The organism is Lacipirellula limnantheis, from assembly GCF_007746075.1.
Lineage (GTDB): Bacteria > Planctomycetota > Planctomycetia > Pirellulales > Lacipirellulaceae > Lacipirellula > Lacipirellula limnantheis.
In genome coordinates this window covers 4209008-4232596 of record NZ_CP036339.1, presented here as the reverse complement: position 1 = coordinate 4232596, position 23589 = coordinate 4209008, and the positions used below count along the sequence as shown (strand labels likewise).

Genomic DNA, 23589 nt, shown 5'->3' with positions numbered 1-23589 from the left:
CGCCGCCTTCCTCTCCGCTACGCTGATTTCACCCCAGACGAATCCCGCCCACTGCTATGGAGCACTCCGATGTCGAGGTCCCGCGCCGCGTTCCTGGCCGTTGCTTTCGTCTCGCTCACTTCCATTACCGTTGCCGACCAATGGCCGCAGTGGATGGGTCCACGGCGCGACAACATTTGGCGTGAAGAAGGCATCATCAACGAGTTCCCCGAGGCCGGCCCGAAGGTTCTCTGGCGGGCTCCGGTGGCCGGCGGCTATGCAGGACCGGCCGTGGTCGACGGCCGCGTCTTCGTGATGGATTACGTCACCGCCGACGACGTAAAGATTGCAAACTTCGAACGCAAACCCACCAGCGGCACGGAGCGCATTCTTTGTCTTGACGAAGCGACTGGCAAAGAGAAGTGGAAGGTCGAATATCCCGTCGCGTACGACATCTCGTACCCCGCCGGCCCGCGCTGCACGCCGACGGTCGACGGCGACAAGGTCTACTGCCTCGGCGCCGTGGGCGATTTCCATTGCCTCGACGCTGCCACGGGCAAGATCTTGTGGCACAAAAACTTCCCCAAGGATTACCACACTAAGACCGCGCTCTGGGGTTACGCAAGTCACCCGCTCATCGACGGCGATAACGTGATCTGCGTCGTCGGCGGCGAAGGAACGCACGCCGTAGCGTTCGACAAAAACACCGGCGAGCAGAATTGGGCGGCGTTGACGTCCCCCGAGCAAGGTTATTCGCCGCCGACGATCATTGAGGCGGGGGGCGTCCGGCAATTGCTGCTGCTCGCCCCTAATGCCGTCACGTCGGTCGATCCCGCCACCGGCAAGGAGTATTGGTCAGTCCCGTACACGGCGACTAACGGCTCAATCATTATGTCGCCCGTCATCGACGGCGACCTCCTCTATGTCGGCGGCTACTCGAACCAGAGCCTCCTGCTGAAAGTAGCTCAGGACAAGCCGGCGGCCGAAGTCGTGTGGGCCAACAAAGGCCAGCAGGCGATCTCGCCCATCAATGTCCAGCCGTACGCCGAGGGGGGCATCCTGTACGGGTTCGACCAGAAAGGAACGCTGCGCGCCATCGAACTCGCCGAAGGAAAACGGCTCTGGGAAACGTCGGAGCCGGTAAGCGAGCGTCCCGCCAATTCCGGCACGGCGTTCATCGTCCGCCATGGGGACGTTCGCTGGATGTTTAACGACAGCGGCGATCTGGTAATTGGCAAGATTACGCCCGCAGGGTTTGAAGAGCTCGATCGCGCCCATGTCATCGAGCCGACGAATGACGCCTTCGGTCGTCGCGTCGTCTGGTGCGCCCCCGCTTTCGCCAACAAGCGGGCCTACATCCGCAACGACGAAGAATGCATCTGCGTCGATCTGGCCGCGGAATAAGTCGGTTCGACGCGGACGACCGCCGCGAAGGAGCGGCAGGCTGCCGGCGTGGGCGTTGATCGCGCGAATCTTGCGCGGCGTTACGCGCCTCCTCGTCGCACGCGCTATCGTGGCGTTGTCAAAAATCGTCAACCTTTTGCGATCTGTTAGGTCAGCCGCTCAGCATAGTGATCTGTCGTGTAAGCTGGACTCCGTGAGGACGGCCACGAAGCTATGCAGCATCGCCCCGAGGTAGCGCTCATCATCGACCCCAGCTCCCCCTACGATCGCCGGATCGTCAGGGGAGTCGCCGCTTACGTGCAGCAGTCGCAGCGCGAATGGTCGCTGTACGTTGAGGAGGACCATATCGACCGCCTTCCCGATCTGAAGGCCTGGGGAGGCGACGGCATCCTGGCGAACTTCGACGATCGGCGCGTCGCTGCAGCGGTGACTAGTCTCGGTATCCCCGTCGTCGGCGTCGGCGGCGGCTACGGCTATTATGAGGAGAATCCGCAGATACCGTATGTGCGGACCGACAACCGGGCGATCGCTCGACTCGGCGCCCAACATCTGATTGATCTCGGCTTCCGGCAATTCGCCTTTTGCAGCGAACCGCCGACCCGCGCCAATGGCTGGGCCAAGGAACGGGCCGACGCCTTCTGCGAAGCCATCGAAGAAGCAGGTTTCCCGTGCGAGGTCTTCACCGGGCGGCACAGCCCGGCCAAGCAGTGGCGGCTCTCGCAGGCGGCGTTGCAAAAGTGGATCGCGAAATTGAAGACGCCGATCGGACTGATGGCCTGCAATGACGGGCGTGCGCGGCACGTGTTGCAGGCTTGCCGCTTCGTCGGGCGACGGGTTCCGGAAGATGTGGCAATCGTGGGCGTCGACAACGACGACGTGATGTGCGAACTGGCCCAACCGCCGCTTTCCAGCGTCGAGCAAGGCGCCATGCGCGTCGGCTACGAGGCCGCCGCCCTGCTCGACGACATGATGAACGGCAATCAGCCAGCGCGGCAGCGTACGGCGATTCCTCCCGAACGCGTCGTCGCGCGCCACTCCACCGACGTGATGGCGGTCGCCGACGCCGAAGTCGCCGAAGCTCTGCGTTTCATTCGCCAGAACGCCTGTCGACCGATTCAAGTCCGCGACGTGCTCGATATGGCTCGCATGTCGCGTTCGACGCTCGACGCTCGCTTCCGCGGTGCGATTGGCCGTTCAATTCACCTGGAAATTCGCCGCGTCCAGATCGAAACGGCTGAACGCCTGCTGATTACCACCAGCATACCGATCAAGGAAGTCGTCCAACGCGTCGGCGTCTCGTCGGTGCAATATTTCACAGCCATGATGCGACACGCGACCGGAAAAACGCCCGGAGAAATCCGCAAAGCCGCGCTCCGCTGACCGGTTGCAAAGCAAAACTCGTGATTCACTAACAAGCCAAACCTTCGTCAACAATTGGAGATTATCGAGCCGTGACCCAGCCTACGACCTACCGCTTCTCATTCGGCCCGTGGAACATCAGCGAGGGCGCCGATCCGTTCGGCCCCATGGTGCGCACGCCCTACTCGTTTGAGGAGAAGCTCGATTGGTATCGTCCCCTCGGTTTTGAGGGAGTTCAATTCCACGACGACGACGCGGTGGAAAACATCGATGATCTTTCTGCCGGTCAAGTGGCGACCAAGGCCCGCCAGGTCGGCAAGATGTTGGCCGATCGCGGGTTGACGCCAGAGTTCGTCGCCCCGCGACTCTGGTTCGACGCCCGCACGGTGGACGGCGGCTACACCTCGAACAGCCCGAGCGATCGCCAGTACGCCCTCGATCGCTCGCTGCGGACAATTGACGTTGCTCGCGAACTGGGCACGCCGAACATTGTCCTCTGGCTCGCCCGCGAAGGCTCGTACATCCGCGAATCGAAGAATGCCCGCGCCGCTTACGATCGCATCCTCGATGCGGTAAACGCGATGCTCGAGTACGATAAGGAATGCCGGATCTGGATCGAGCCGAAGCCAAACGAACCGACCGATCATGCTTATGTCCCGACGATCGGTCACGCCTTGGCGCTCGCCTATCGCTCGGTCGATCCCAGCCGCGTAAGCGGCCTGATCGAAACCGCGCACGCGATTCTCGCCGGGCTCGATCCGTCTGATGAAATGGCGTTCGCCCTCGCCCACGATAAGCTGGCGAGCGTCCACCTCAACGACCAGAATGGATTGAAGTACGACCAGGACAAGTCGTTCGGCTCGGCCAACCTCCGGGCGGCGTTCAACCAGGTGCGCGTCCTTGAGGAGAACGGCTACGGCCGCCGCGGCGAGTTTGTCGGCCTGGACGTCAAAGCGATCCGCACGCAGAAGCAGGACAAATCGACGGCCCACTTGGTGAACAGCCGCAAGACGTTTCTTCATCTCGTCGAGAAAGTGCGTACCTTCGACCGCGAGCTTGAACGTCAGCTCATTGCCGATCGCGATTACGAGGAGCTCGACGCCTACACCTTGCGCCACCTGCTCGGCGTCAACGATGAATCGCTGCCGGCGATTGAGGGGCAACGGGAGTTCAGCAGATCGGTCTGAGTTGACCGACTGTCCCATGCAAAGGACGACTGGTAACTCTGGACGCCAGTATGATTGTTTCACGTCGCTCGCCGCTCGCGATCCACGCAGCAGTTCTTGCCGCTGCGTGGATCGCAGCCTTTGGGCCTGGATCAAGTGCAGTCGCTGCCGACGAAGCCGCGCCAGGCCCCGCGGCGGCCGACCGTGTGGTCGCGGAGATTCAGACGCCGGAGGGCTTTCATACAACGCTGTTCGCGAGCGAGCCCGACGTCCAGCAGCCGATTGGCATCGCGACGGACGAGCGCGGGCGCCTCTGGGTCGCCGAAAATTACACGTACGCCGATCAGGCGACGAACTTTGACCTCACGAAGCGCGACCGGATCGTCATTCTTGAAGACTCCGACGGCGACGGCCAATCCGATCGCCGCACTGTTTTCTGGGATCAGGCGCAGAAGCTCACCAGCGTCGAGATCGGCTACGGCGGCGTGTGGGCGCTTTGCGCGCCGCATCTGCTCTTCATTCCCGACCGCAACCGCGACGACGTCCCCGACGGTCCGCCCGAGGTCGTGCTCGACGGCTGGGATCAAGACGCGGTCCGGCACAACATCGTCAACGGCTTGCGCTGGGGGCCTGATGGTTGGCTGTACGGACGACATGGCATTCTGGCCACCTCGTTGGTGGGCCCGCCCGGCGCCGCGGAGTCGCAGCGGCAGCGTATCAACTGCGGCGTATGGCGCTACCACCCGACGCGCCGCCTGTTCGAAGTCGTCGCCCAGGGCACTACCAATCCTTGGGGTTTCGATTTCGATCAGCATGGCGAGATGTTCTTCATCAATACCGTGATCGGCCACCTTTGGCATCTAGTCCCAGGCGCACACTATGAGCGCATGTACGGCGCCGACTTCAATCCGCATCTTTACGAACTGATCGGTCAGACCGCGGATCACGTTCATTGGGACACCGGCGAAAAGTGGAGCGACATCCGGCTGACCGTCAGCGACACGACCTCGGCCGCCGGCGGCGGCCATGCTCACTGCGGGCTGATGATCTACCAGGGCGACAACTGGCCCGATCGCTACCGCAACACGATGTTCACGCTCAATTTCCACGGCCGACGGCTGAACAACGATCGACTGGAGCGCCGCGGCGCCGGGTACGTGGGTCTGCACGGAGACGATCTCTTCTTCGTGCCAGATCCTTGGTTTCGCGGCATCGATCTCATCTCGGGCGCCGACGGCGCCGCGTACATCGCCGACTGGTCTGACGCCGGCGAGTGCCACGAAGCCGACGGCGTCCATCACGCTTCGGGGCGCATCTATCGCCTCGCCTGGGGCGAGACGCCGCGGCGTGAACCGTTCGATCTGTGCGACCGCACCAACCTGGAACTCGTCGAACTTCAACTTGCGAACAATGACTGGTACGTCCGCCAGTCGCGAAGGTTGCTCGCCGAGCGCCACGCCGCCGGGCAGCAGATGGGCGAAGCCCGTGCCGCGCTGCTGCAGATGTTCAACTCGCAGAGCGACCAAACCCGGCAATTGCGCGCTATGTGGGCCCTCACTGCCATCGGCGCGGCCGACGACCAGTGGTTGCAACGGCAACTGACCCAGCCGGGCGAACAGGTCCGCGTCTGGGCGATCCGGCTCATTGCCGATCGCGAGACGCTGTCCGACGCGACGATCGCGTGCTTGGCGAAGCTAGCGGCGACTGAGCCTGCGGGTCTTGTTCGGCTCTACTTGGCGTCCGCCCTGCAGCGCATGGCGCCTGCCGCGCGATGGTCCGTCGCGAAAGGTCTGGCGATGCGTTTGGACGACGCCGGCGATCCACGACTGCCTTTGATGATCTGGTATGGACTAGAGCCAGCTGTGGCGGCTGATCCTCATCAGGCGTTGCAACTCTGCGAGGCGTCGATCATGCCGCTGCTGCGGCGACACATTGCTCGACGCGTTGCCAGTGAAATCGATCACAATCCTGACGCGATGAATCAGCTGATCGTCGTTGCCAGTGAACTCGATGACCCTGCCAATCAGCTCGACATGCTGCGCGGCGCCAGTGAGGCGCTCCACGGCCGGCGCAACGTCCGCGCTCCGGCCGCATGGAATGGCGCCGCCGACCGCTTTCTCAATTCGGCGGCGGGAGATGTTCAAGCGGCTGCGCAGGAGCTCGGAGTCGCCTTCAGCGATCGCCGCGCAATCGATACCCTTCGATCGATCGTCCTCGACGAATCGGCGTCCGTCACGGATCGACGTCGTGCGATTCGCACGCTGACGCAAGTCGGCGGTCCCGACATGTTGGAACTGCTTCTGACAATGAGCAAGGACGCGGCGCTCGCCAGTGACGCCATTCGCGGGTTGGCCAAGTTCGATGATGCTCGCATTCCGGATGTCGTGATCGCCAGCTTTCCGTCGCTCGATGAAACGGGGCAAGCCGCCGCGGTCGACGCTCTTGCATCTCGGCCAGCGTCGGCGCACGCCCTCTTGCGGGCGGTCGACGCCGCGCTCATCCCGAAGACGGCCATCTCGGCTTCGCAAGCCCGGCAGATTGCTGCCTTGAACGACCCTGCGCTGACCGCCGACTTGGAGCGACTCTGGGGAACGGTCCGCGCGACAGCCGACGACAAGCGTCAGCAGATTGATCGTCTGCGCATCATCCTTGAAGGAGGGAAGTTAGCGGCCGGCGACGTCTCGCGCGGCCGCGTCTTGTTCGACAAAGCTTGCACCAGCTGCCATGTGCTCTACGGACAAGGGAAATTGATCGGGCCCGATCTCACCGGCTCCAACCGCCACAATCTCAACTATCTCCTGGAAAACGTCGTCGACCCCAGCGCATCGGTCGGCGCCGAGTTTCGGACTTCTGCCATTCTGGTCTCGAGCGGCCAGGCGTTATCGGGCGTCGTCGTCGCCCAGGACGATCGGATGATCAAGCTGCAGACGCCCACCGAGCAGATCGCGATCGACCGCGACGAAGTGGAGGAAATGGTCGAGCAACCGCTGTCATTGATGCCCGATGGTTTGCTCACGCCGCTTTCCGACGACCAGATTGCCGACCTATTCGCCTACTTACAGTCGACTTCACAGGTCGAGCTGCCAAACGACGAATAGCGCTGCACCGCATCCCTATCCGTTGCCCGCCGCGCTGGTCGACCTGGTCGATTGCATGAGATGCCCCAGCGGCCGCAGCGCCGCGACGGCTTCGCGAGACAGGTAGGCGGAAGCGTACGCAGCCTCGTTCGTAGCTTCGCTGGCGGCAGGTCGACCAGATACAATGGAGCACGATCGGCGTCGCGACTGACGCCGGGGCTTTAATCGCCGCTTGATGGGGAACTTTGCATGGTCGTCCGGCTGATATTTGCTTTCTGCCTGCTCGCCGCGTCGACGCGGTCTGCTTGCGGCTTCGAATCGCTCGATGCGGAGCTGCTCGCGAAACGCCTCGACGCCGTCCTCGAAGATCATCCCACGGCCCAGCGAACCACCGTCACGCTGAAAGTCGTTGATCTTGAGTCGGGCGAAACGCTTTACGATCGCGGCGGCAATCGGCTGCAAGTTCCCGCGTCGAATCTCAAAATCTACACCTCCGCCTGCGCCCTCGACGCCTTCGGCCCCGACCACCGCTTTCAAACCATCGTGCGCGCCGACGGCCCCATCGACAACGGCGTCCTCCGCGGCAATCTGAAACTCATCGGCGGCGGCGATGCGATGCTTACCAGCAAGGACTTGCGCGAGCTCGCTAAACGCGTCGTCCGCGAACTCGGCATCCGCCAGATCGTCGGCGAGGTGGTGGTCGATAACTCGCGTTACGCCCCTCGCTTGAAGGGCCCGGGATGGATGTGGGACGACGAGCCGTCGTATTACAACATGTCGGTGACGCCGCTGATGGTCGACTTCAACGTTCTCACCGTGAAGCTGACGCCCGACGCCGAGGGATTTGTCTACGCAAAGTTGGATCCGCCGTCGAGTTCTCCGGAACTGGTCAGCGTCGGAGCTGACGGGGCGACCGGTAATGCCCTGGCGACGCGACGGCCGTTTACGGAGCCGATCGAGTATCGCGGCGACCGCAAGCTCGACAAGCCAACCGATCTCAAACTGACGATGCACGATCCAGGCCCTTGGGTCGCCGGCATGTTTTCGCAAATGCTGGCCGACGAAGGCGTCAATTTCTCCCCATCGCCGCGCAAGCCATCAGCCAATCCGAGCGATAAAACGCCAGCGCGTGAGATCGTTTACGAAGGGCCGACGCTCGCCGAGACGCTGAAGCACTTCAATCACGTCAGCGAAAACGCCGTCGGCGAAGTCCTGAGTCACGAAATCTCCCTGGCCCGCGGCGTCGAGCGCCCCGACTGGCCTGCCGGCGCCAAGGCGATCAGCGCGTGGCTCATCGAGACGGCGAAGCTCGAACCAGGTTCGTTCCGCTACGTCGACGGCTCGGGACTCTCGCGTTACAACCTCATCAGCGCCGACTCCGCGGTGCGGCTGCTGCAGTATCTGAAGCAAAGCGACGACTTCGAGCCCTTCTTTCAGTCGCTGCCGACGTCGGAAGTAACGCTCGACGCGCCGGCGCTGGCCGGCGCTAGAGATCAGTCGAAGACGCCGCGCGTCTCCGCGAAAGGGGGCAGCATGTCGAGCGTCTCGACAATGTCGGGTTACCTCCGCACCCTCGACGGCCGCCTCCTCGCCTTCTCGCTGCTGGCGAACGGGTTCATCGGCAACAATGAACCGGTATTCGACTTGCGCCAGCAGGTGTGGCGCGAGTTGGTGCGCTATCAACCGTAATCGGAGCATCACATTGCATCCCCTCTTCAAATTTGCAGCGGTTCTGTTGTTGAGCGGCGCCGCTGCGCTCACCGCCTCGGGTGCCGTCACGCTGCACGTCGCCCCCAACGGCAACGACGCCTGGACCGGCCAAGATGTGCAGCCCAATGCCGAGGGAACCGCCGGTCCCTTGGCGACCCTCGCCGCGGCGCGGGATGCGATTCGAGCGCTCAAAAGCCGTGGTCCGCTCCCGCCGGGGGGCGTCGTCGTGGAAGTGGCGGGCGGCGTTTATGAATTGGCCCAGACGCTCGAACTCGCCGCGGAAGATTCAGGCGAAGAGGGATCGCCGATCGTGTACCGCGCTGCGCCGGAAATGGAAGTCCGCCTGGTCGGCGGCAAAGTAGTGACCGGCTGGCAGTTGGTCGCCGATCCAGCGGTGCTCGAACGACTCGCACCCGCGGCGCGGGGAAAGGTGTGGCAAGCCAATCTCAAGGCCCTCGGGATCGCCGAATTCGGTAACGTCGCCAGCGGCGGCGTGGAACTGTTCTTTAACGACCAGCCGGCCCGCTTGGCCCGGTGGCCGAACGCCGACTTCGTCAATATCCGCGACGTGACGAAAGAGGTGCCCGAAACGAGCCACGGTCGCACCGGCAGCAAGGTCGGCAATTTCTACTACGAGGGAGATCGGCCGTCGCGTTGGCGGGGCGAGAAAGACATCTGGCTCCACGGCTACTGGTTCTGGGATTGGAGCGACCAATACCAACAGGTCGAGTCGATCGACGTGGACCAGCAACTGGTGCGGCTCGCCAAACCGTATCACGGCTACGGTTACCTGCCGGCGGCGCGCTACTACGCGCTCAACGTGCGGGCCGAGCTCGACGAGCCGGGCGAGTGGCAGCTCGATCGCGAGACCGGCACGCTCTACTTCTGGCCCCCCGCTCCCTTGGAAGAGGGACGGGCGATGGTCTCAGCGCTTGAAACGTTGGCGACGCTGACGGACGCGTCGCATGTCCGTTTCGAGGGGTTCATCATGGAAGCGGTGCGCGGTGCGGCCGTAAAGATTGCCGGCGGAACGGACGTGCAGATCGCCGACTGCACGATCCGCAACACCGGCGACATCGCCGTCGACGTCCGGGGCGGCAAGAATAACGCCGTCATCGGTTGCGATATTTCCAACACGGCGGGAGGAGGCATCTCGCTCGACGGCGGCGACTTAGCGACGCTCACGCCCGGCGAGCATCTGGCCGAGAACAACCATATTCACCACTACGCCCGCTGGAAGCGAACCTACACGCCGGCCGTGGCGATCTCGGGAGTCGGCAATCGCATTCGCCACAATCTGTTCAACGACGCGCCTCACAACGCCGTCCAGCTTTCCGGCAACGATCATCTCATCGAATTCAACGAGTTTCACCACGTCTGCTTAGAAACCGACGACGTCGGGGCGTTCTACATGGGCCGCAACTGGACGCAGCGCGGCAATGTGGTGCGCTACAACTATTTCCATCACCTCGGCCGGCACGGCGGCGGCGTCGGCGTGATGGCCGTCTATCTCGACGACTGGGCAAGCGGGACCACGGTCTACGGCAACATCTGTTTCCAGGCGGGCCGGGCCGTGCTGATCGGCGGCGGCCGCGACAATCGCGTCGAGAACAACGTCTTCGTCGACTGCACGCCGAGCATCCACGTCGACGCCCGCGGACTCGGTTGGGCCAAGTCGTACTTCGACGGTTCGGACAACACGCTGTTCGATCGCTTGCAGGCCGTCGACTACCGCCACCCGCCCTGGCGCGATCGCTATCCCGAGCTGCTGACGCTGCTCGACGACGAACCGGTGATGCCAAAGGGAAACGTCATCGCCCGCAACATTTCGGTGGGCGGCAGATGGCTCGACCTGGCCGACCGGCTGACCGACGCGACGGTGAAGATCGAAGACAACTTGGTCGACGTCGATCCGCTGTTCGTCGATCGGGCGAAGGAAGACTTTCGACTGCAGCCGTCGTCGCCGGCGTTCAAGCTCGGCTTCAAGGCGATTCCGGTGGAGAATATTGGGCTCGAGCGGAGCAAGCTGGGGGCGTCGCGCCCGCCAGCGGATGCGGCGGCGAAGTGAAGCGGCGGCTCCCAAATTTATCGGGTGCCGCTCGCCGCGGCGAGGGAGAAGTGCCAAGCGAGTCGCCCATCACTTCAGTGACGAAGTGGACTGTGCCCACATCCTCAGTTGTTCATCGACGATTCAAAAGGCAAGCCGTGTATCCACTTCCGCACTGACAGGATGCCAGTGGCGCCCGGCGACTTCGCCCTGGCTCGGTCATTTGCCCTGTCGTTTCTCCCTCCGCACACAGCACATCGCTACGACGCTGGTTGCGGTGGGGCTGGGGATGGTGGTGTGGCTGCGATAGTCGCTCGACGCTACACCGCGGGATGGTAGTCACCAGCAGGCTCGCGTGCGGGACTATCTTTTCCTTGCTCGCCCGTCTGCTCCAAGACGTCAGCAGGAAGCTTCTCTTGATACAGCTCTTGCGGACGATCTCGGCGTTCCAGTAATAGACTGCCATGCATTGTTGCAGTTATGCCAGTGGATGAGGGACTTGAGTTTACCGCGAGCGTCTTTGACTTTCATCGCCAGTCGACGCCGCGCTGGGTGGTGTTGACGTCGGTCGACCAGGCTCCTCGTTCGGATTGCGGCTTACGAGCGGCGCCTCAGCGACCTCCCCTGGCATGGGTGGGAATTCCGGATGTGCTAGAAGTCCCCGATTCTTCTGTGCCAACGCATTCTGCCGCCGCTAAATCGACGGCAAAAACGGGGCAGGAATCATTGCAGCCCATCGGTTAACACTGCTTGCGACGGTAAAGGTCTTCATCGGCCTCCGCTCGACATCTCTGTCGACTTGCTGCGGTGCGTACGCCCCGGCGCGTGGCATCTGACACCGACGGCGAGGATAGTCGGTTCGACGCGACGCCGAGCTGCGGACCTTCAAACAGAGCAATCCTCATCCACCTCTCGCAAAGTTGTCTTCGAAGGCATCTGGTCGCTCACGATTGCCTAGCTTGCTTACCGTCTTTTTGAGCTCTCGCCTGTCGCGAGGGCGGTTGTGTACCTCACACGACCGCCCTCGACAGGGGCGGTCCCTTTGGAAAGGAACGTCCCATGAACTGCTCAGCAATCGTCGCTGCTGATGACGCCCCTCCCCTCCCCTGGCAAGCCTCGTTCGTCCAGATGCTGCCGACGATCCGGCGCTACGCACGAATCGCCTTCCGTGAACTGGCCCCCGAAGAACGCGAAGAGGCGATCCAAACGGTCATCGCTTCGGCTGCGGTCGCCTATGCCGGGCTGGCGCAGGCGGGTCGAGCGAAGCTCGGCTACGCCACGCCGTTGGCCCGTTACGGCGTGCGGCGTTATCGATCCGGGCGCTTGACCGGAAGCCGTGACAACGCGGCGGACGTCGGCTCGGTGAAATGCCGGCGGCGCGGCTGTCGCACCGAACCGATCGACTCGATCGCCCAGTCCCTTAGCGACTACCGACGGGCAAGTCCCGCGGAGATGGCGGCGCTGCGAATTGACTTCAGCCAGTGGTACGGTTCGCTCTCCCGTCGTGATCAGCGCGTGGTCCACGCGCTGGCGCAGGGGGAACGGACGAGCGCCGTCGCGGAGCTCTGTCGGCTGACCGCCGGACGAGTCAGCCAGCTGCGGCGCGAGCTGCACGACAGCTGGCGGCTGTTCGTGGGAGATGCGGCTCCGAGTCCGTGCTAGAGCGCGCGGGAGGGCTGCCAGCGCCGGGGCGCTCGCTCTGGCGCTGGCGGCCGCCCTGCCCTCCCCTGAGGAGCAAGGGGGGCTTTGCTTAGCTATCAGCGACGAGGAGTGCGCTGGTTCTCGGTAGAACTTGAATTCCTTGCCGAAAAATGCCAAGTGACGGGCAGCGGGCGGGGCGAGATCGATCGCCAACGATCATGCGTGACCGTCCAGCGGATTAATCCCAACTCGTGTTGCAGAAACCGCCTGACGTCGGCGCCCCGCAACGAGCACACTCCATCTTGGGCCGTGGGACCGGCCTCAATCCGCTGACGAATTGGTTGTTCTTGGTCAGGGGTGAGCGGAGAACTCGGCTGTCGGCCGCGATGATCCTCCAGCCCCGCCAGGCCGTTTTCATTGAAGCGATAGACCCATTCTTGGCAAACCCGCCCAGACAAGCCCATCGCCATCGCGGAGGCCGTCCATCCTTCCGTCGCCAGGATGACCTCCCGCAAACGCTTCGACGCTCGGGCGTCCTTTTCGGCGCGTTCAAGTTGCTTCAGGTCGTCCAACGTCGGTCGGGGCTCCACCTCCATCGCGACCTCCTTTCGGGTTAGTCGCTCTAGCTTGATGGGTAGAATGGGGCGCGCAATAGACGGCGCGCTGCTCTTACTTCGGATCGGTATCAGTCCGCCGGTTTGGCGCACGGGCCAAGCTGCAATCCGAACTGGGAGCCTGGTCGACCGACGTCAACATCACCCGACGCGGCGTCGATTGGCGACGAAAGTCAAAAACGCCCGCGGTAAACTCAAATCCCTCCACCCGAAAATCAAGTTGTGACAGAGCACTAGCGCGAAGCTGCAAAGACTGGTATCAGCTGCTTGAACTCTGCGCGCTGTTCCGCACCTTGATCGCCGACCTGGACGGCATGTACGATCCTGCCAGCTACAACGATCGTCTGCTGCTGGGGCTCAAGGGCACGATGTCGGAGGCCGAGCTCCACGTCATCAAGCAACGAATGCTCCAAGGCGCCTTGCAGAAGGCGCGTCGCGGCGAACTGGTGACGAAGGCGCCGATCGGCTACGTCCGCAGCGCTGCGGGAGAAGTGCAACTTGATCCCGATGAAGAAGTGCAATCGTTCGTGAAGCTCGTCTAGCCCCGGTTGCCGCCCAAGCGGCTACCGGGGCGGCGCACTCGCAAAAGGCAAATCTCTTCCAGGCGCCTTAAACTCACTCCGACGGCGCTTCCGGCCCGACTGCCTGCCGCGGCCCTGCCTCCTGGTAGGCGCTTACGCCAACCCGGGTCAACCGCCGATTTGAAGAATCTACAAACTGCCATCTAGAAAATGGCCACTCCTCACGCTATGGTGATCGTATGTTCATTTAGTGCGGCGCCGCTGCGCGCTCGGCGTGGTCCGTCCGTAGCAGCAGAGGTCAGCCCGCAGCCTGTGCGCTCGCAATCACGTAACGGTAGCTGTCCCGATCAGCGCTGCAAAAAGAGAGCGTTATGAACGGAGGCCATCGCATCACGCACCGACTGACGCCTCGATCAAACGACGCCCCATGCCGCCTGGCGTCGCCTCGCAGCATTGGCAACGACACGGCAACTCCAAGCCGCTCAACGACTTCGGCATTGTCTCCAAAAATGCAATATGCGACACAATGCGTCACGCGACAGAATGAATCCCCCGCGACAGAATTGGCCAAGCCCGCGCCGCCACCATGTCGACAAATCCGCCACGCTCGAGCTGGCGAAAAAACAACTTGGCCGACTTGGCCCACACGGCCATCTTGGCCGACTTGCAAAAAAATAGCCCTTTTCGCGGGCGAAGGCTGAACAGCCAACCCGCAATCGTTCTTTGACAATCGAATCCTTCGCCACCGACAGCTCGCTGTAGCGTTTGCAGCCCCCGGCTCTCGCACCGCGGGGCGACGACTACCGGCATGGTAACCGACCCCCTGGCGGAGCCAGGGGCTGCCGTGCGGCGCGAGCTTCGCTCACTTCATTAGCTGCTGCGCGCCGCCGATGACTTTTTCCCAATCGAACGCCGGCCCCGGGTCGGTCTTATTCAACTGGACGTGGTAGTGGCCCATCACCCCTTGGTACGCCTTCCAATCCTCGTCGCTCAGCTTCTTCGGGATCAGTTTGCCGTCGGCGTCTTTCGGGTAGTCGCACTTGATCTTCGGGAAGACCTTGCAGAGTGTCGCGGTCAGCTTGATCAGCGACTCGTACTGCTCGGGCGTAAAGTCGTACTGGGCGAGCTCCTGCCCTTGGATCTCGCCGACGATCAGTTCATTGCGCGCCGGGCGGCCGACGAAGCCTTTGGTGCGAACGCCGAGCTCATCGTAGGGGTGCAACGGACGGAGGCGAATCTCGCCGCCGTCGTGGGCTTCGTACCATTTCATCAGCGCGTCTTTGTTCTTCACGCCGTAGGCGCCCATGTTGGCGATTTCGATGCCGATGGAACGGGCGTTCGAGATCGTGGCATGGCGGGCCCGGTCCTTCAGGTCGAGCGTCTGGTAGATCGTGCCGTCGACGTCGAGCATGAAGTGGACGCTCAGGTTGCGGTGATCGTGGAGCACCTTGAAGCAGGTCTGGCTCACGGGGCAGACGTCGTAATGAAGGACGAACTGGTCGACGACGTTCTGCAACATCGGCAGTGGCCAGCCGCCGCCGCGGACTTGTTCGATCTGGACGGCGTCGAGCCCGTCGGTGCGGAGCCCGTAGCGCGACGGGCCGTTGGGGGCCATGTCGGGGAGTTCTTTCACCGTCTCCTCCCACGAGGCCTTTTCAATCGGCCCAAAACGTCGGTCGGTGCGGTACGCGTCATAACCCCCGGCGTCGGTCCAGAGCACCACCGGAACCGTGGTGTGAAAGAGTTGGCCACAGACCATAATCTCGTCGCCGCTACGCTCCAGCGGTTCGCCGACTTCAGCGGCGCGAGCGGAGGCGGTCAATGAGAACAGAGCGAGCAGAACAAAGGTTCGGCGACCGAGGAATCGCATTGGTTTGTCTCAGGTGTCTAACGATTGAAGAATCGGAGGAATGGGGCGAGTTAAGGACGGAGACCACATTGGACTGGTCGCTTAAGCGACCAGTCCGAAGTGGTGAGCGGCGTCTATTCCCACAACCGCCGAGCAAAGGCAAAGGAGGCGTGGCGGGCTTGGTCGTAGTTTTTGTCTGCGGGATTGAAGCTATTGATCCGCACCACCGGCGAGACGGCGTGAATGAACTGATCGTCGCCGAGGTAGAGGCCGGTATGGCTGATCTTGCCTTGCGGGTTGATGAAGTAGAGCGTGTCGCCGCGGCGCATCGCGGCCCGCGACCAGCGCGTGCCGGTGAGTTGCCCCATGTGGATCTGCTGGGTCGAATCGCGCGGGAGCCGGACGCCAGCGTTGCCGTAGGCGATCTGCACGAGGCCGGAGCAATCGACGCCGCTGGACGTTTTGCCGCCCCAGAGGTACTTGGTGCCGAGAAGTTGCTTGGCATTCGTGCAGACGACGTCGAGCTTTTCAGCGGGCGTGTCGCGGAGATCGCTTTCGGCGGCGGGGACGTTCACCTCTTCACCGGTGGGAAGTTGGGCGACATGGTGGTCGCCGTCGGTGCGGAGGTATTTGAGTCGGCTCGCGGCGAGAATCGCGCGGCCGTCGGCTGCGGGCTGGTCCTTCCGGACGCTGACCCGCGGGCCTGCGAGGTACTTGGCGAACTCAACTTCATCGACTGGCAGGATGTCTTTGGCGGCGACGAAGCCGAGGTAGCCGTCGCCGTTGTGCACAAGGTAGTGGTCGTTTTCGCGTCGCAACAGAAACAGCGACTCGCCGAGGAGACAATCGGTGACGATTTCCTGCTCGGCCGGCTCGGCATAAGAAAGGCTGTGTGCCGACTTGATGAAGCCGAAACGCTTCTCGCCGAGCGACTGGGCCGGGAGCGTTTCGAGTTTGTTTTCAACGGGGGCGAAGCCAAGCTTGTGGAAGTAGGCTTCGAGGGCGGTGCGCGTTTCAGGGAACTCGACGAAACCGGTGAGGCGAACGCCTTTGGCGCCGGCGGGTTCGGCGGTCACGTCGTAGACGCAGAGTCGCACGTCGTTCGCCGAGTTGAAGCGGAAGGAATCGACGTACTGGCGAAGGTGGCTTTGGCGACCTTGGAGGTCAGGCTCGGCCTGCTTGGCGAGGCGCTCGATGACGGCCTTGTCGACGGGACGATCGATCGGCGGTGCTTCTTGAGCGTGGAGAGAGTTAGCGATGACAAAGAAAACGGAGAACGTCGCCAATGCGAACCGATGCATGTCTCTACCTCGCTGCGTGTCGATGACGACCCCTCCCATCAAGGGAGCGGCTCGCGAGAGAAACCTGTGGGCTTCCCTCTGGTCGAGCTTACTCAACCTGATGGCGAGTGGACAGCGTTACGAAGCGGCGCAGAGGGCCGATCGCACGAGGTTTGCGTTGGCGCGACAGCGCGGTGCGCGATACCGTGAATGTGAGGTGAACGCGAAGGTGTCGGGAGCCTTTTGCCACTGGAATCGCACCAATGGAAGTAAACTCGCCAGTGGCGAAAGGCTCCCGACACCTTCATGCGTTACCAACGCTTCACGGCGCGAACTTGATGCAGACTGGCATCGGCACGTCGATCGAGTGCTCGGTCTGCGTCAGCTTGCCGGTCGCCTGATCGATCGCGTGGACGACAATTCGATCCGAATCTTGCGCTGCGGCTAGAAGAAACTTACCGCTCGGATCGATATTGAAGTTGCGCGGCGTTTTCCCGCCGACGGGATGTTGGCCAAGCGAAGTAAGTTTGCCGGTTTGCCGGTCGATGGCGAACATTGCGATCGAGTTGTCGCCGCGGTTCGAGCTGTAGACGAACTTGCCGTTGGGATGGGCGACCACTTCGGCGCCGGAGTTCCCCGGGACGCCGCCGGCAGGAATCGTGCTGAGGCTCTGCAGCCGCTTCAGCGTGCCGGCTTCGCCGTCGTAGGCGGCGGCGGTGAGGGTGCTGTTGAGTTCGTTGACGACGTACACCCATTTGCCGCTGGGGTGGAACGCGAGATGACGCGGGCCGGCGGCGGGTTCGGTCTCCATCCACGGTTGGTCGGCCACTGTGAGTTTGCCGGAAGCCGGATCGAAGCGATAGATGAAGACCTTGTCGGCCCCGAGGTCGCACGCCAGGGCGAACCGATTCGCGGCGTCGAGCTTGATGCAGTGCGCATGAGGCCCCTCCTGGCGCGACTTGTCGGGGCCGGATCCTTCTTGCTGGATGAAGCAACTCGCGGGCTGGAGCTTGCCGGCGGCGTCGATCGGCAGGACCGCGACGCTGCCGCCGCCGTAGTTGGCAACCAGGGCATGCTTGCCTGACTTATCGAGCGAGACGAAGCAAGGACCGGCGCCGCCAGAGGACTGATGGTTGAGCAACTCAAGGTTGCCGGTAGCAGCGTCGACGGCAAACGCCGAGAGAGCGCCGCCGCGCGAGTCGTCATAGTCGTCAACTTCGCTGACGGCGTACAGGAACTTGGCGCTGGGCGGGAGCGCAATGAAGGATGGGTTCTTGGCCTCGCCCGCCAGACCAACCAGTTTCAACGCGCCGTCGGCGACGTTCAACTCGGCTTGGTAAATGCCCTGGCTCCCGCTGGATCCGGTATAGGTGCCGATGTAAATCCGCAGCGCGGTTGCAGGATCGGCGCCAAGGAGCGTGCCGGCTGGCAGGACGGCGAGCAGCGCCAGCGCGAAATAACGGCCAATCAAAGCGTGGAAAGACATCAGGCATGATCCTTCGAATAAACCCAGCCGCAGAGACGCGGCGTGAACTGGCAAACCTCATCAACTTGCCGCTGTTATACCGTTGCCGTCATCCCGCTCGCAAACGCTCTTGGCATGGGTTGAACGCGAGGCGGCCCCGCACCGGAGTTAGTAAGTCCGCGTCGCGCTCCGGCTCGCCCGATATTCCACGAAATCGCCCCAGTTTTTCGGTGGCTGGCCTTCCGCCAGCTCGCCATCACTCAATCGGGGAGTTTCGTTGCACAAAAACCTACTGCGGCTAGATCTCCGGAGTGGAATGCCTCTGAGGCCACGCAATTCGCCATCGCCTGCCGTTCCAGCGGCAATCTGGCAAAGATTGGCGTGTGGACGACGAACATCGCTATACTGGAGGCGTTCGCCCGACTTCCGCAGGCGCCATGGAGGCCGCGATTCATGGGTTGGCTAATCACTGCGCATCGCGCTCGCTCCTGCCGGAAGCACCTTCTCGCCGCGCTTTTACTGGGAATGGCCATCGCGTGTCATGCGCCGGCACTGGCCGATACCAGTGAACCGCTCGCAACTGGCGCCGACGTCAACCGAAGTGAAGCGGAGCCGCGTCACGCAGCGATGTCGCGACGCGTGGACGAGTTGCTTGCCCAGGGACAAGCGGCGGCCGGCGTGACGCCGTCATCACTCGCGGACGATGCAGAGTTTCTGCGGAGGGCCTCGCTCGACCTCAAGGGAGTCGTACCGCGGACTTCGGAAGTACGTGAGTTCTTAGCTGATCAGCACCCGACGAAGCGTGCGGATCTGATTGACCGATTGCTGGCTTCGTCGGGCCACCCGACTCATATGGCCACGACCTGGCGCAATCGCATCTTGCCGGCGGGCGCCGATCCGTCGCGGCAGCGCGAGGCCGCCGCCTTGCAGAAGTGGCTCCGCACGCGCTTCGCGCGGAACTTGCGCTACGACAATCTCGTGGGCAGCTTGCTGCTGACCAACGGCGGAGACGAATTGGGACCTGCTCTTTACTACCAGTCGCATGACGTCGCGCCGGAGAAAGTGGCCGCGAGTGCGGCGGAATTATTCCTTGGCGTGAAGCTGCAATGCGCCCAATGCCACGACCATCCGTTTGCAAATTGGTCGCAGCGAGAGTTCTGGGGCCTCGCCGCGTTCTTCGCCCGGACGAAGTCGCCCGGCAACGCGCCGGGAATGATGCAGGCGTCGTACAAGCTAGTCGACGTCGATCGCGGCGAGGTGAAACTTCCTGAGTCCGAGGAAATTGTGCCGCCCAAGTATCCCCGCGGCGATGAGCTTTCGGCGGAAGATAGTGCGAGTCGCCGCTCGCAGTTGGTGTTGTGGCTCACCTCGCGCGATAACCGCTACTTCTCCCGTGCGGCGGTCAACTGGGCCTGGTCGCATCTGTTTGGCAAGGGGCTGGTGGCCACGCTCGACGAACTTGACGACTCCGCGGAGATGACGACGAACGAACAGATACTCGATGAACTTGCGGAGCACTTTGTGGCGTCGAAGTTCGACTTGCAGCAGCTCTGGAGAACACTGGCCAATACGCAGGCATATCAGCGTTCGAGCCGCTTTGCGGGCGATCAGCGCCAGCCGCCGGAATTGTTTGCGGCCATGTTGCCCAAGCCGCTGACGCCGGAGCAACTGTACGACAGCTTCATGCGACTGGCGCCGCCGAGCGAGACCACGAACGCTTGGAACCGCGCGGGTGCGAGCAACATGGCGGCGATGCTCGATGAGGATCCGAATCGGATCGAATTCGTGCGCCGGATGCGCCCGCCGCCGGGAGAGCCTACCGAGTACCGCGCCGGCACGTTGCAGGCGCTGATGCTGATGAACGGCCAGACAACGTCGCGGGTGACGGCGCCCCAAGAAAGCCGGCTGTTGGGGGCGATCGACGCCCCGTATTTCAGCGACGTCGAGCGAGTTGATGCGCTGTTCCTCGCAACGCTGTCGCGACTTCCCTCGGCCGAGGAAAGGGCGCTGTTCGTCGACGCGATCTCGGCAGCGGAGAGCGAAGCCGACCGCCGGCAAGCGCTGAGCGACAGCTTTTGGGCGCTGCTAAATAGCACGGAGTTTGCATTTAATCATTGAGGTTGGATTTGAGAATGACGGGATTTAAGCGGCGTCGTGAAAAACTCGCGAGTAAATCATCGGTGCGCATCTTGTAGGTGTGAGTGCCAATTCAGTAAAGGCGCCCAACGTCAATAACGGACTGAAACAATGCTCCAACCGCTCTGGCATTTAGATCGTCGCGAAATGTTCCGCCATCTCGGCTTGGGGCTGATGGGCTCGACGTGCGCGAGTTGGCTCCCCGCGCTCGCGGAGCAAGTCGCCGCCGATCCTCGCCGGAAGCGGCATTGCATCCTGCTGTGGATGAGCGGCGGACCGACGCAGACCGATACGTTTGACATGAAGCCAGGACACAACAACGGCGGCGAGTTCAAGGAGGTCGCCACGCGGACGCCAGGGCTGCGCTTCAGCGAACACCTGCCGACGCTGGCCGAACACGCCGAGCGCATGGCCGTGATTCGTTCGCTCACGACGAAGGAGGGAGATCACGAGCGCGGGACGTACCTCGTGCGGACCGGGCAGCCGCCGATGGGCGCGGTCGCATATCCTTCAATCGCTTGTTCGTTGGCGAAGGCACTGGGGGCGACGGCGGAGTCCGCGCTGCCAAACTACGTGAGCGTTGCCCCGACGCAGCAAATCAGTCCCGCAGCCTTCGGGCCCGGCTTCCTCGGCGCTAGCTATTCGCCGGCCTTGGTCGGAGGCGCCGGCGCCGCGCCAGGCGTGTTGCCGGGCGTCGTCTCGCCGAAGTTCGCCGCGTTGAAGCTCGACGACCTGGAGTTGCCCTCGGGAGTCGGCGAGGCGCAGGCAATGCGCCGAATGAAACTGTGGAACGCCATGGAGCAGCGCTTTCTCGACGATCATAGTGCGGCGTCGTTTATCGCCCACAACGCTCTCTATCGTAAAGCGGCCGATATGATGCGACCTGAAGTGCGGGCCGCTTTCGATTTGTCGCAAGAGGAAGATTCAGTCCGTGAGAAGTACGGTCCGGGTATGTTCGGCCAAGGATGTCTGCTCGCGCGCCGGCTGGTGGAGCGCGGCGTCCCGTTCGTCGAGGTGTCGCTAGGTGCCGGTCTCGGTTGGGATACCCATGCCGATAACTTCAAGCTCGTAAAAAAGTTATCGGAAGAACTCGACGCCGGTTGGGGGACGCTGATGACGGAACTAAGCGAGCGCCGGCTACTCGACGACACCACGATCGTATGGATGGGCGAATTCGGTCGTACGCCGGTGATCAATGCGATGGGGGGCCGCGACCATTTTCCCAATGCGTGGTCGTGCGTTCTGGCGGGAGGAGGGATCAAGGGTGGTCAAGCGTATGGGCGAACCAGCGACGACGGTATGAAGGTCGAAGAAAAGCCGGTCGCCATCGGCGACGTGCTGGCGACGCTCTGCGCGGCGCTCGGCGTGCCGCCCGACGCCGAAAATCTAGCGATGGGTGAGCGGCCAATCAAGATTGCCGAAGGAACGCCGATCGCCGACCTGCTGGCGTAGGTGTGCGTATCGCAGCAAGTCATTCTCAAGCAGCTAGTCGCGAAGGAATTGCCGTGACGGGACGTTGGCCGATCTGGATGCTCGCGCTACTCGTCACGGCAGCGAGCGGCTGTAACGAATCGCCGCCTTCAGCCACGCCGAGGGGAATCCCGAAGACGCCTGAAGACGCTCATTCGACCGCCAGTGATGTGAAACATGCCACGGCGCCGAGTGCACCGCAAGGCGCCAGCGGCACGCCCGCAAGCGAGGCCGAGAAGCAAAAGTCCGTCCCCGCGCCGGTGGAGGGCCCTCCTCCGGCGGCGGCGGTGTCCGCCGCGCCGCCGACCGGTACGGAGAAAGATCGCAAGCCGGCTCCTGTTCCTGAGGGCAGCGCCGATGACGCACTATCGCAAGCGAAACCGGAGCCAAAGAAGGCAGCGACAAAGCCCGAGCGGATCGCCATCTTCACGCCAGGCGGGCCGTTGCTTATGGATGTGGCCATGACGCTTGACGGCCATCCTTACAACGAAGCGTTTGATGCGCAGCTCGCTGCCCTCATGAAGGCAGCCGACAGCGACGGCGATGGCACGGCGACGTGGAAGGAGTTGATGGATAACGAAACGTTTCTCAAGGGCTTGGCATCTGGCCCGGCGGCGATGAATGAACGGCAGAAGCGCGATGCGATCAAGCAATATGACCTTAATGAGGATGGCTATTTGCAGAAGCAAGAAGCGACCGCCTGGTTGGGACGCGATTCGGGGCGCAGCGCGGCGGCGTTTCGCGTTCGTAGCAGCCGCGCGTACGCCCCAGATTCCCGGACCCATTCGCGAGTTTGGCCCTTTCTCGACCGTGACGCCGACGGAGTCTTGTCGGCCGCGGAGCTCGATGGGGCGGGCGCAGCACTGTTGGGTCTCGACGCGGATGACGATCAGGTCCTCACGCTCGACGAACTGGCTTCGTTGCGCGAACAACTGTTGGGTCAAAATCAGCTCGACGCCGCCAGTGACGCCACCCGCGACGCGGCATTGCATCTCGAACCGGGATACGACGTCGAACGCTTGGATTACATGCTTCCTGATATGTACTCGCCGCACCAAACGCTGGGCCCGGAGAGCTTTCCTGCGCTGCCGAAGCTGTTCGCTCAACTCGATGAGTCGGGAGAAGAATGGCTCGACCGCGATGAACTGGGCCGGTTGTTGACGATCGAACCGCACGTCACGCTCGCCGTCGACTTCGATTCGGCGGCGATGGCAGAGCAGCCGGCGGCGAAAGTGACTTTGCTGGGAAACGCTGAAGAAGTGAGACTTGTTGGCGAATCCGCGCCCAGTCGCTTGGTGCTCGCCCTCGGGGCGACGAGGCTGGCGATTTCAGCAACGGGCGCGGCCGCCCAGGCCGGTCCCGCGATGACCTACGGCGGGGGATCGCAGCATCAGTTGGAATTGATGGTGCACGACCAGGAAGACGCACTGTTTGAAGAACTCGACGCCAACGGCGACGGGCGGCTCGGAACGCGCGAGATGACCGCCTGCCGGGAGCGACTTGCGGCGCGAGACGCCGACGGCGATGGGGCAGTCGCTGCCGATGAACTGCCCTATTCGATGACCGTGGCGTTTCTGCGCGGAGCTGGGACCGACGGCTTCTACACGCCGCCCCGAGGGGCGCCGTTGGCGACAAGGGCGGAGGAGCCCGCATGGTTCCGCCAAGCCGACTTTAACGGCGATGGCGACCTCAGCCGTCGCGAGTTTCTCGGCGAGCTTGCGCGGTTTCAGGAACTGGACGGCGACGGCGACGGGTTTGTCGATGCGCGCGAAGCAGCCAACGCTCAACAAGACGCGCCGCCGACCAGCACGAGCGTGCGCGCGCAAGCAAAGACCGAGGGGCCGTAGCCAGTTCGCGGCAGCGAACGAAGC

The 23589-nt window shown here is 62.9% G+C and carries 16 protein-coding genes; 11 read left to right on the top strand and 5 right to left on the bottom strand.

All coding sequences use genetic code 11. The annotated features are described in order from the left end of the window. Positions 1-69: 69 nt before the first annotated feature. The 6 genes from I41_RS16270 to I41_RS16245 all read left to right on the top strand — a co-directional run bounded on the left by I41_RS16270 (position 70) and on the right by I41_RS16245 (position 10763). Positions 70-1383 carry a PQQ-binding-like beta-propeller repeat protein gene (locus I41_RS16270; RefSeq protein WP_210420969.1) on the top strand — a complete coding sequence of 438 codons (1314 nt, stop codon included), beginning with the start codon at positions 70-72 and terminating at the stop codon, positions 1381-1383. A gap of 213 nt (positions 1384-1596) precedes the next feature. Beyond that, positions 1597-2763 (top strand): XylR family transcriptional regulator, encoded by a 1167-nt coding sequence (locus I41_RS16265; RefSeq protein ID WP_145433975.1) that lies wholly within the window; start codon positions 1597-1599, stop codon positions 2761-2763. 71 nt (positions 2764-2834) lie between these two features. Beyond that, complete coding sequence (locus I41_RS16260; RefSeq protein WP_210420968.1) at positions 2835-3929, top strand: TIM barrel protein; 1095 nt, start codon at positions 2835-2837, stop codon at positions 3927-3929. Between the two features lie 50 nt (positions 3930-3979). Beyond that, the gene (locus I41_RS16255; RefSeq protein ID WP_145433974.1) at positions 3980-7006 is read left to right on the top strand and encodes a PVC-type heme-binding CxxCH protein; all 3027 of its coding nucleotides are present in this window, start codon (positions 3980-3982) and stop codon (positions 7004-7006) included. Positions 7007-7234: 228 nt separating this feature from the next. Then, positions 7235-8674, top strand: a complete 1440-nt coding sequence (gene dacB / locus I41_RS16250) for a D-alanyl-D-alanine carboxypeptidase/D-alanyl-D-alanine endopeptidase (protein WP_145433973.1) — start codon at positions 7235-7237, stop codon at positions 8672-8674. A gap of 13 nt (positions 8675-8687) precedes the next feature. Then, complete coding sequence (locus tag I41_RS16245; protein ID WP_168206953.1) at positions 8688-10763, top strand: right-handed parallel beta-helix repeat-containing protein; 2076 nt, start codon at positions 8688-8690, stop codon at positions 10761-10763. Positions 10764-11062: 299 nt separating this feature from the next. Here the strand turns inward: I41_RS16245 and I41_RS27325 are convergent, their stop codons facing one another. Further along, complete coding sequence (locus tag I41_RS27325) at positions 11063-11212, bottom strand: hypothetical protein (protein ID WP_168206952.1); 150 nt, start codon at positions 11210-11212, stop codon at positions 11063-11065. Positions 11213-11801: 589 nt separating this feature from the next. On the opposite strand from I41_RS27325, the gene I41_RS16240 reads away from it, so the two are divergent. Beyond that, on the top strand, positions 11802-12404 hold the full coding sequence (locus I41_RS16240; protein WP_145433971.1) for a hypothetical protein: 603 nt from the start codon (positions 11802-11804) through the stop codon (positions 12402-12404). Positions 12405-12499: 95 nt separating this feature from the next. Here I41_RS16240 and I41_RS16235 read toward each other — a convergent pair whose 3' ends face one another. Continuing rightward, on the bottom strand, positions 12500-12979 hold the full coding sequence (locus tag I41_RS16235; protein ID WP_145431511.1) for a COG3415 family protein: 480 nt from the start codon (positions 12977-12979) through the stop codon (positions 12500-12502). 119 nt (positions 12980-13098) lie between these two features. Here I41_RS16235 and I41_RS28310 point away from each other — a divergent pair, with 119 nt between their 5' ends. Continuing rightward, a complete protein-coding gene (locus tag I41_RS28310; RefSeq protein ID WP_210421230.1) occupies positions 13099-13539 on the top strand; it encodes a recombinase family protein in 441 nt (146 codons plus the stop codon). A gap of 841 nt (positions 13540-14380) precedes the next feature. On the opposite strand, the gene I41_RS16225 is transcribed toward I41_RS28310, so the two are convergent. The 3 genes from I41_RS16225 to I41_RS16215 form a co-directional block, all read right to left on the bottom strand. Then, positions 14381-15388, bottom strand: a complete 1008-nt coding sequence (locus I41_RS16225) for an N-acetylmuramoyl-L-alanine amidase (RefSeq protein WP_145433970.1) — start codon at positions 15386-15388, stop codon at positions 14381-14383. A gap of 113 nt (positions 15389-15501) precedes the next feature. Beyond that, positions 15502-16668 (bottom strand): C40 family peptidase, encoded by a 1167-nt coding sequence (locus I41_RS16220; protein ID WP_168206951.1) that lies wholly within the window; start codon positions 16666-16668, stop codon positions 15502-15504. A 301-nt stretch (positions 16669-16969) separates the two neighbouring features. Then, positions 16970-18133 carry a lactonase family protein gene (locus I41_RS16215; protein WP_145433968.1) on the bottom strand — a complete coding sequence of 388 codons (1164 nt, stop codon included), beginning with the start codon at positions 18131-18133 and terminating at the stop codon, positions 16970-16972. 606 nt (positions 18134-18739) lie between these two features. On the opposite strand from I41_RS16215, the gene I41_RS16210 reads away from it, so the two are divergent. The 3 genes from I41_RS16210 (at position 18740) to I41_RS16200 (ending at position 23565) form a co-directional block, all read left to right on the top strand. Beyond that, the gene (locus I41_RS16210) at positions 18740-20230 is read left to right on the top strand and encodes a DUF1549 domain-containing protein (RefSeq protein WP_168206950.1); all 1491 of its coding nucleotides are present in this window, start codon (positions 18740-18742) and stop codon (positions 20228-20230) included. 129 nt (positions 20231-20359) lie between these two features. After that, complete coding sequence (locus I41_RS16205) at positions 20360-21700, top strand: DUF1501 domain-containing protein (protein ID WP_145433966.1); 1341 nt, start codon at positions 20360-20362, stop codon at positions 21698-21700. A gap of 53 nt (positions 21701-21753) precedes the next feature. After that, positions 21754-23565 carry a hypothetical protein gene (locus I41_RS16200; protein WP_145433965.1) on the top strand — a complete coding sequence of 604 codons (1812 nt, stop codon included), beginning with the start codon at positions 21754-21756 and terminating at the stop codon, positions 23563-23565. The last annotated feature ends 24 nt before the right edge of the window (positions 23566-23589 follow it).

What these genes read in the sequence shown, in the direction of transcription:
- I41_RS27325 (WP_168206952.1), bottom strand. Translation starts at nt 11,212, where the DNA reads ATGCATGGCAGTCTATTACTGGAACGCCGAGATCGTCCGCAAGAGCTG.
- I41_RS16225 (WP_145433970.1), bottom strand. Translation starts at nt 15,388, where the DNA reads ATGCGATTCCTCGGTCGCCGAACCTTTGTTCTGCTCGCTCTGTTCTCA.
- I41_RS16255 (WP_145433974.1), top strand. Translation starts at nt 3,980, where the DNA reads ATGATTGTTTCACGTCGCTCGCCGCTCGCGATCCACGCAGCAGTTCTT.
- I41_RS16205 (WP_145433966.1), top strand. Translation starts at nt 20,360, where the DNA reads ATGCTCCAACCGCTCTGGCATTTAGATCGTCGCGAAATGTTCCGCCAT.
- I41_RS16210 (WP_168206950.1), top strand. Translation starts at nt 18,740, where the DNA reads ATGTCGCGACGCGTGGACGAGTTGCTTGCCCAGGGACAAGCGGCGGCC.
- dacB (WP_145433973.1), top strand. Translation starts at nt 7,235, where the DNA reads ATGGTCGTCCGGCTGATATTTGCTTTCTGCCTGCTCGCCGCGTCGACG.
- I41_RS16220 (WP_168206951.1), bottom strand. Translation starts at nt 16,668, where the DNA reads ATGCATCGGTTCGCATTGGCGACGTTCTCCGTTTTCTTTGTCATCGCT.
- I41_RS16215 (WP_145433968.1), bottom strand. Translation starts at nt 18,133, where the DNA reads ATGTCTTTCCACGCTTTGATTGGCCGTTATTTCGCGCTGGCGCTGCTC.
- I41_RS16265 (WP_145433975.1), top strand. Translation starts at nt 1,597, where the DNA reads ATGCAGCATCGCCCCGAGGTAGCGCTCATCATCGACCCCAGCTCCCCC.
- I41_RS16235 (WP_145431511.1), bottom strand. Translation starts at nt 12,979, where the DNA reads ATGGAGGTGGAGCCCCGACCGACGTTGGACGACCTGAAGCAACTTGAA.
- I41_RS16270 (WP_210420969.1), top strand. Translation starts at nt 70, where the DNA reads ATGTCGAGGTCCCGCGCCGCGTTCCTGGCCGTTGCTTTCGTCTCGCTC.
- I41_RS16240 (WP_145433971.1), top strand. Translation starts at nt 11,802, where the DNA reads ATGAACTGCTCAGCAATCGTCGCTGCTGATGACGCCCCTCCCCTCCCC.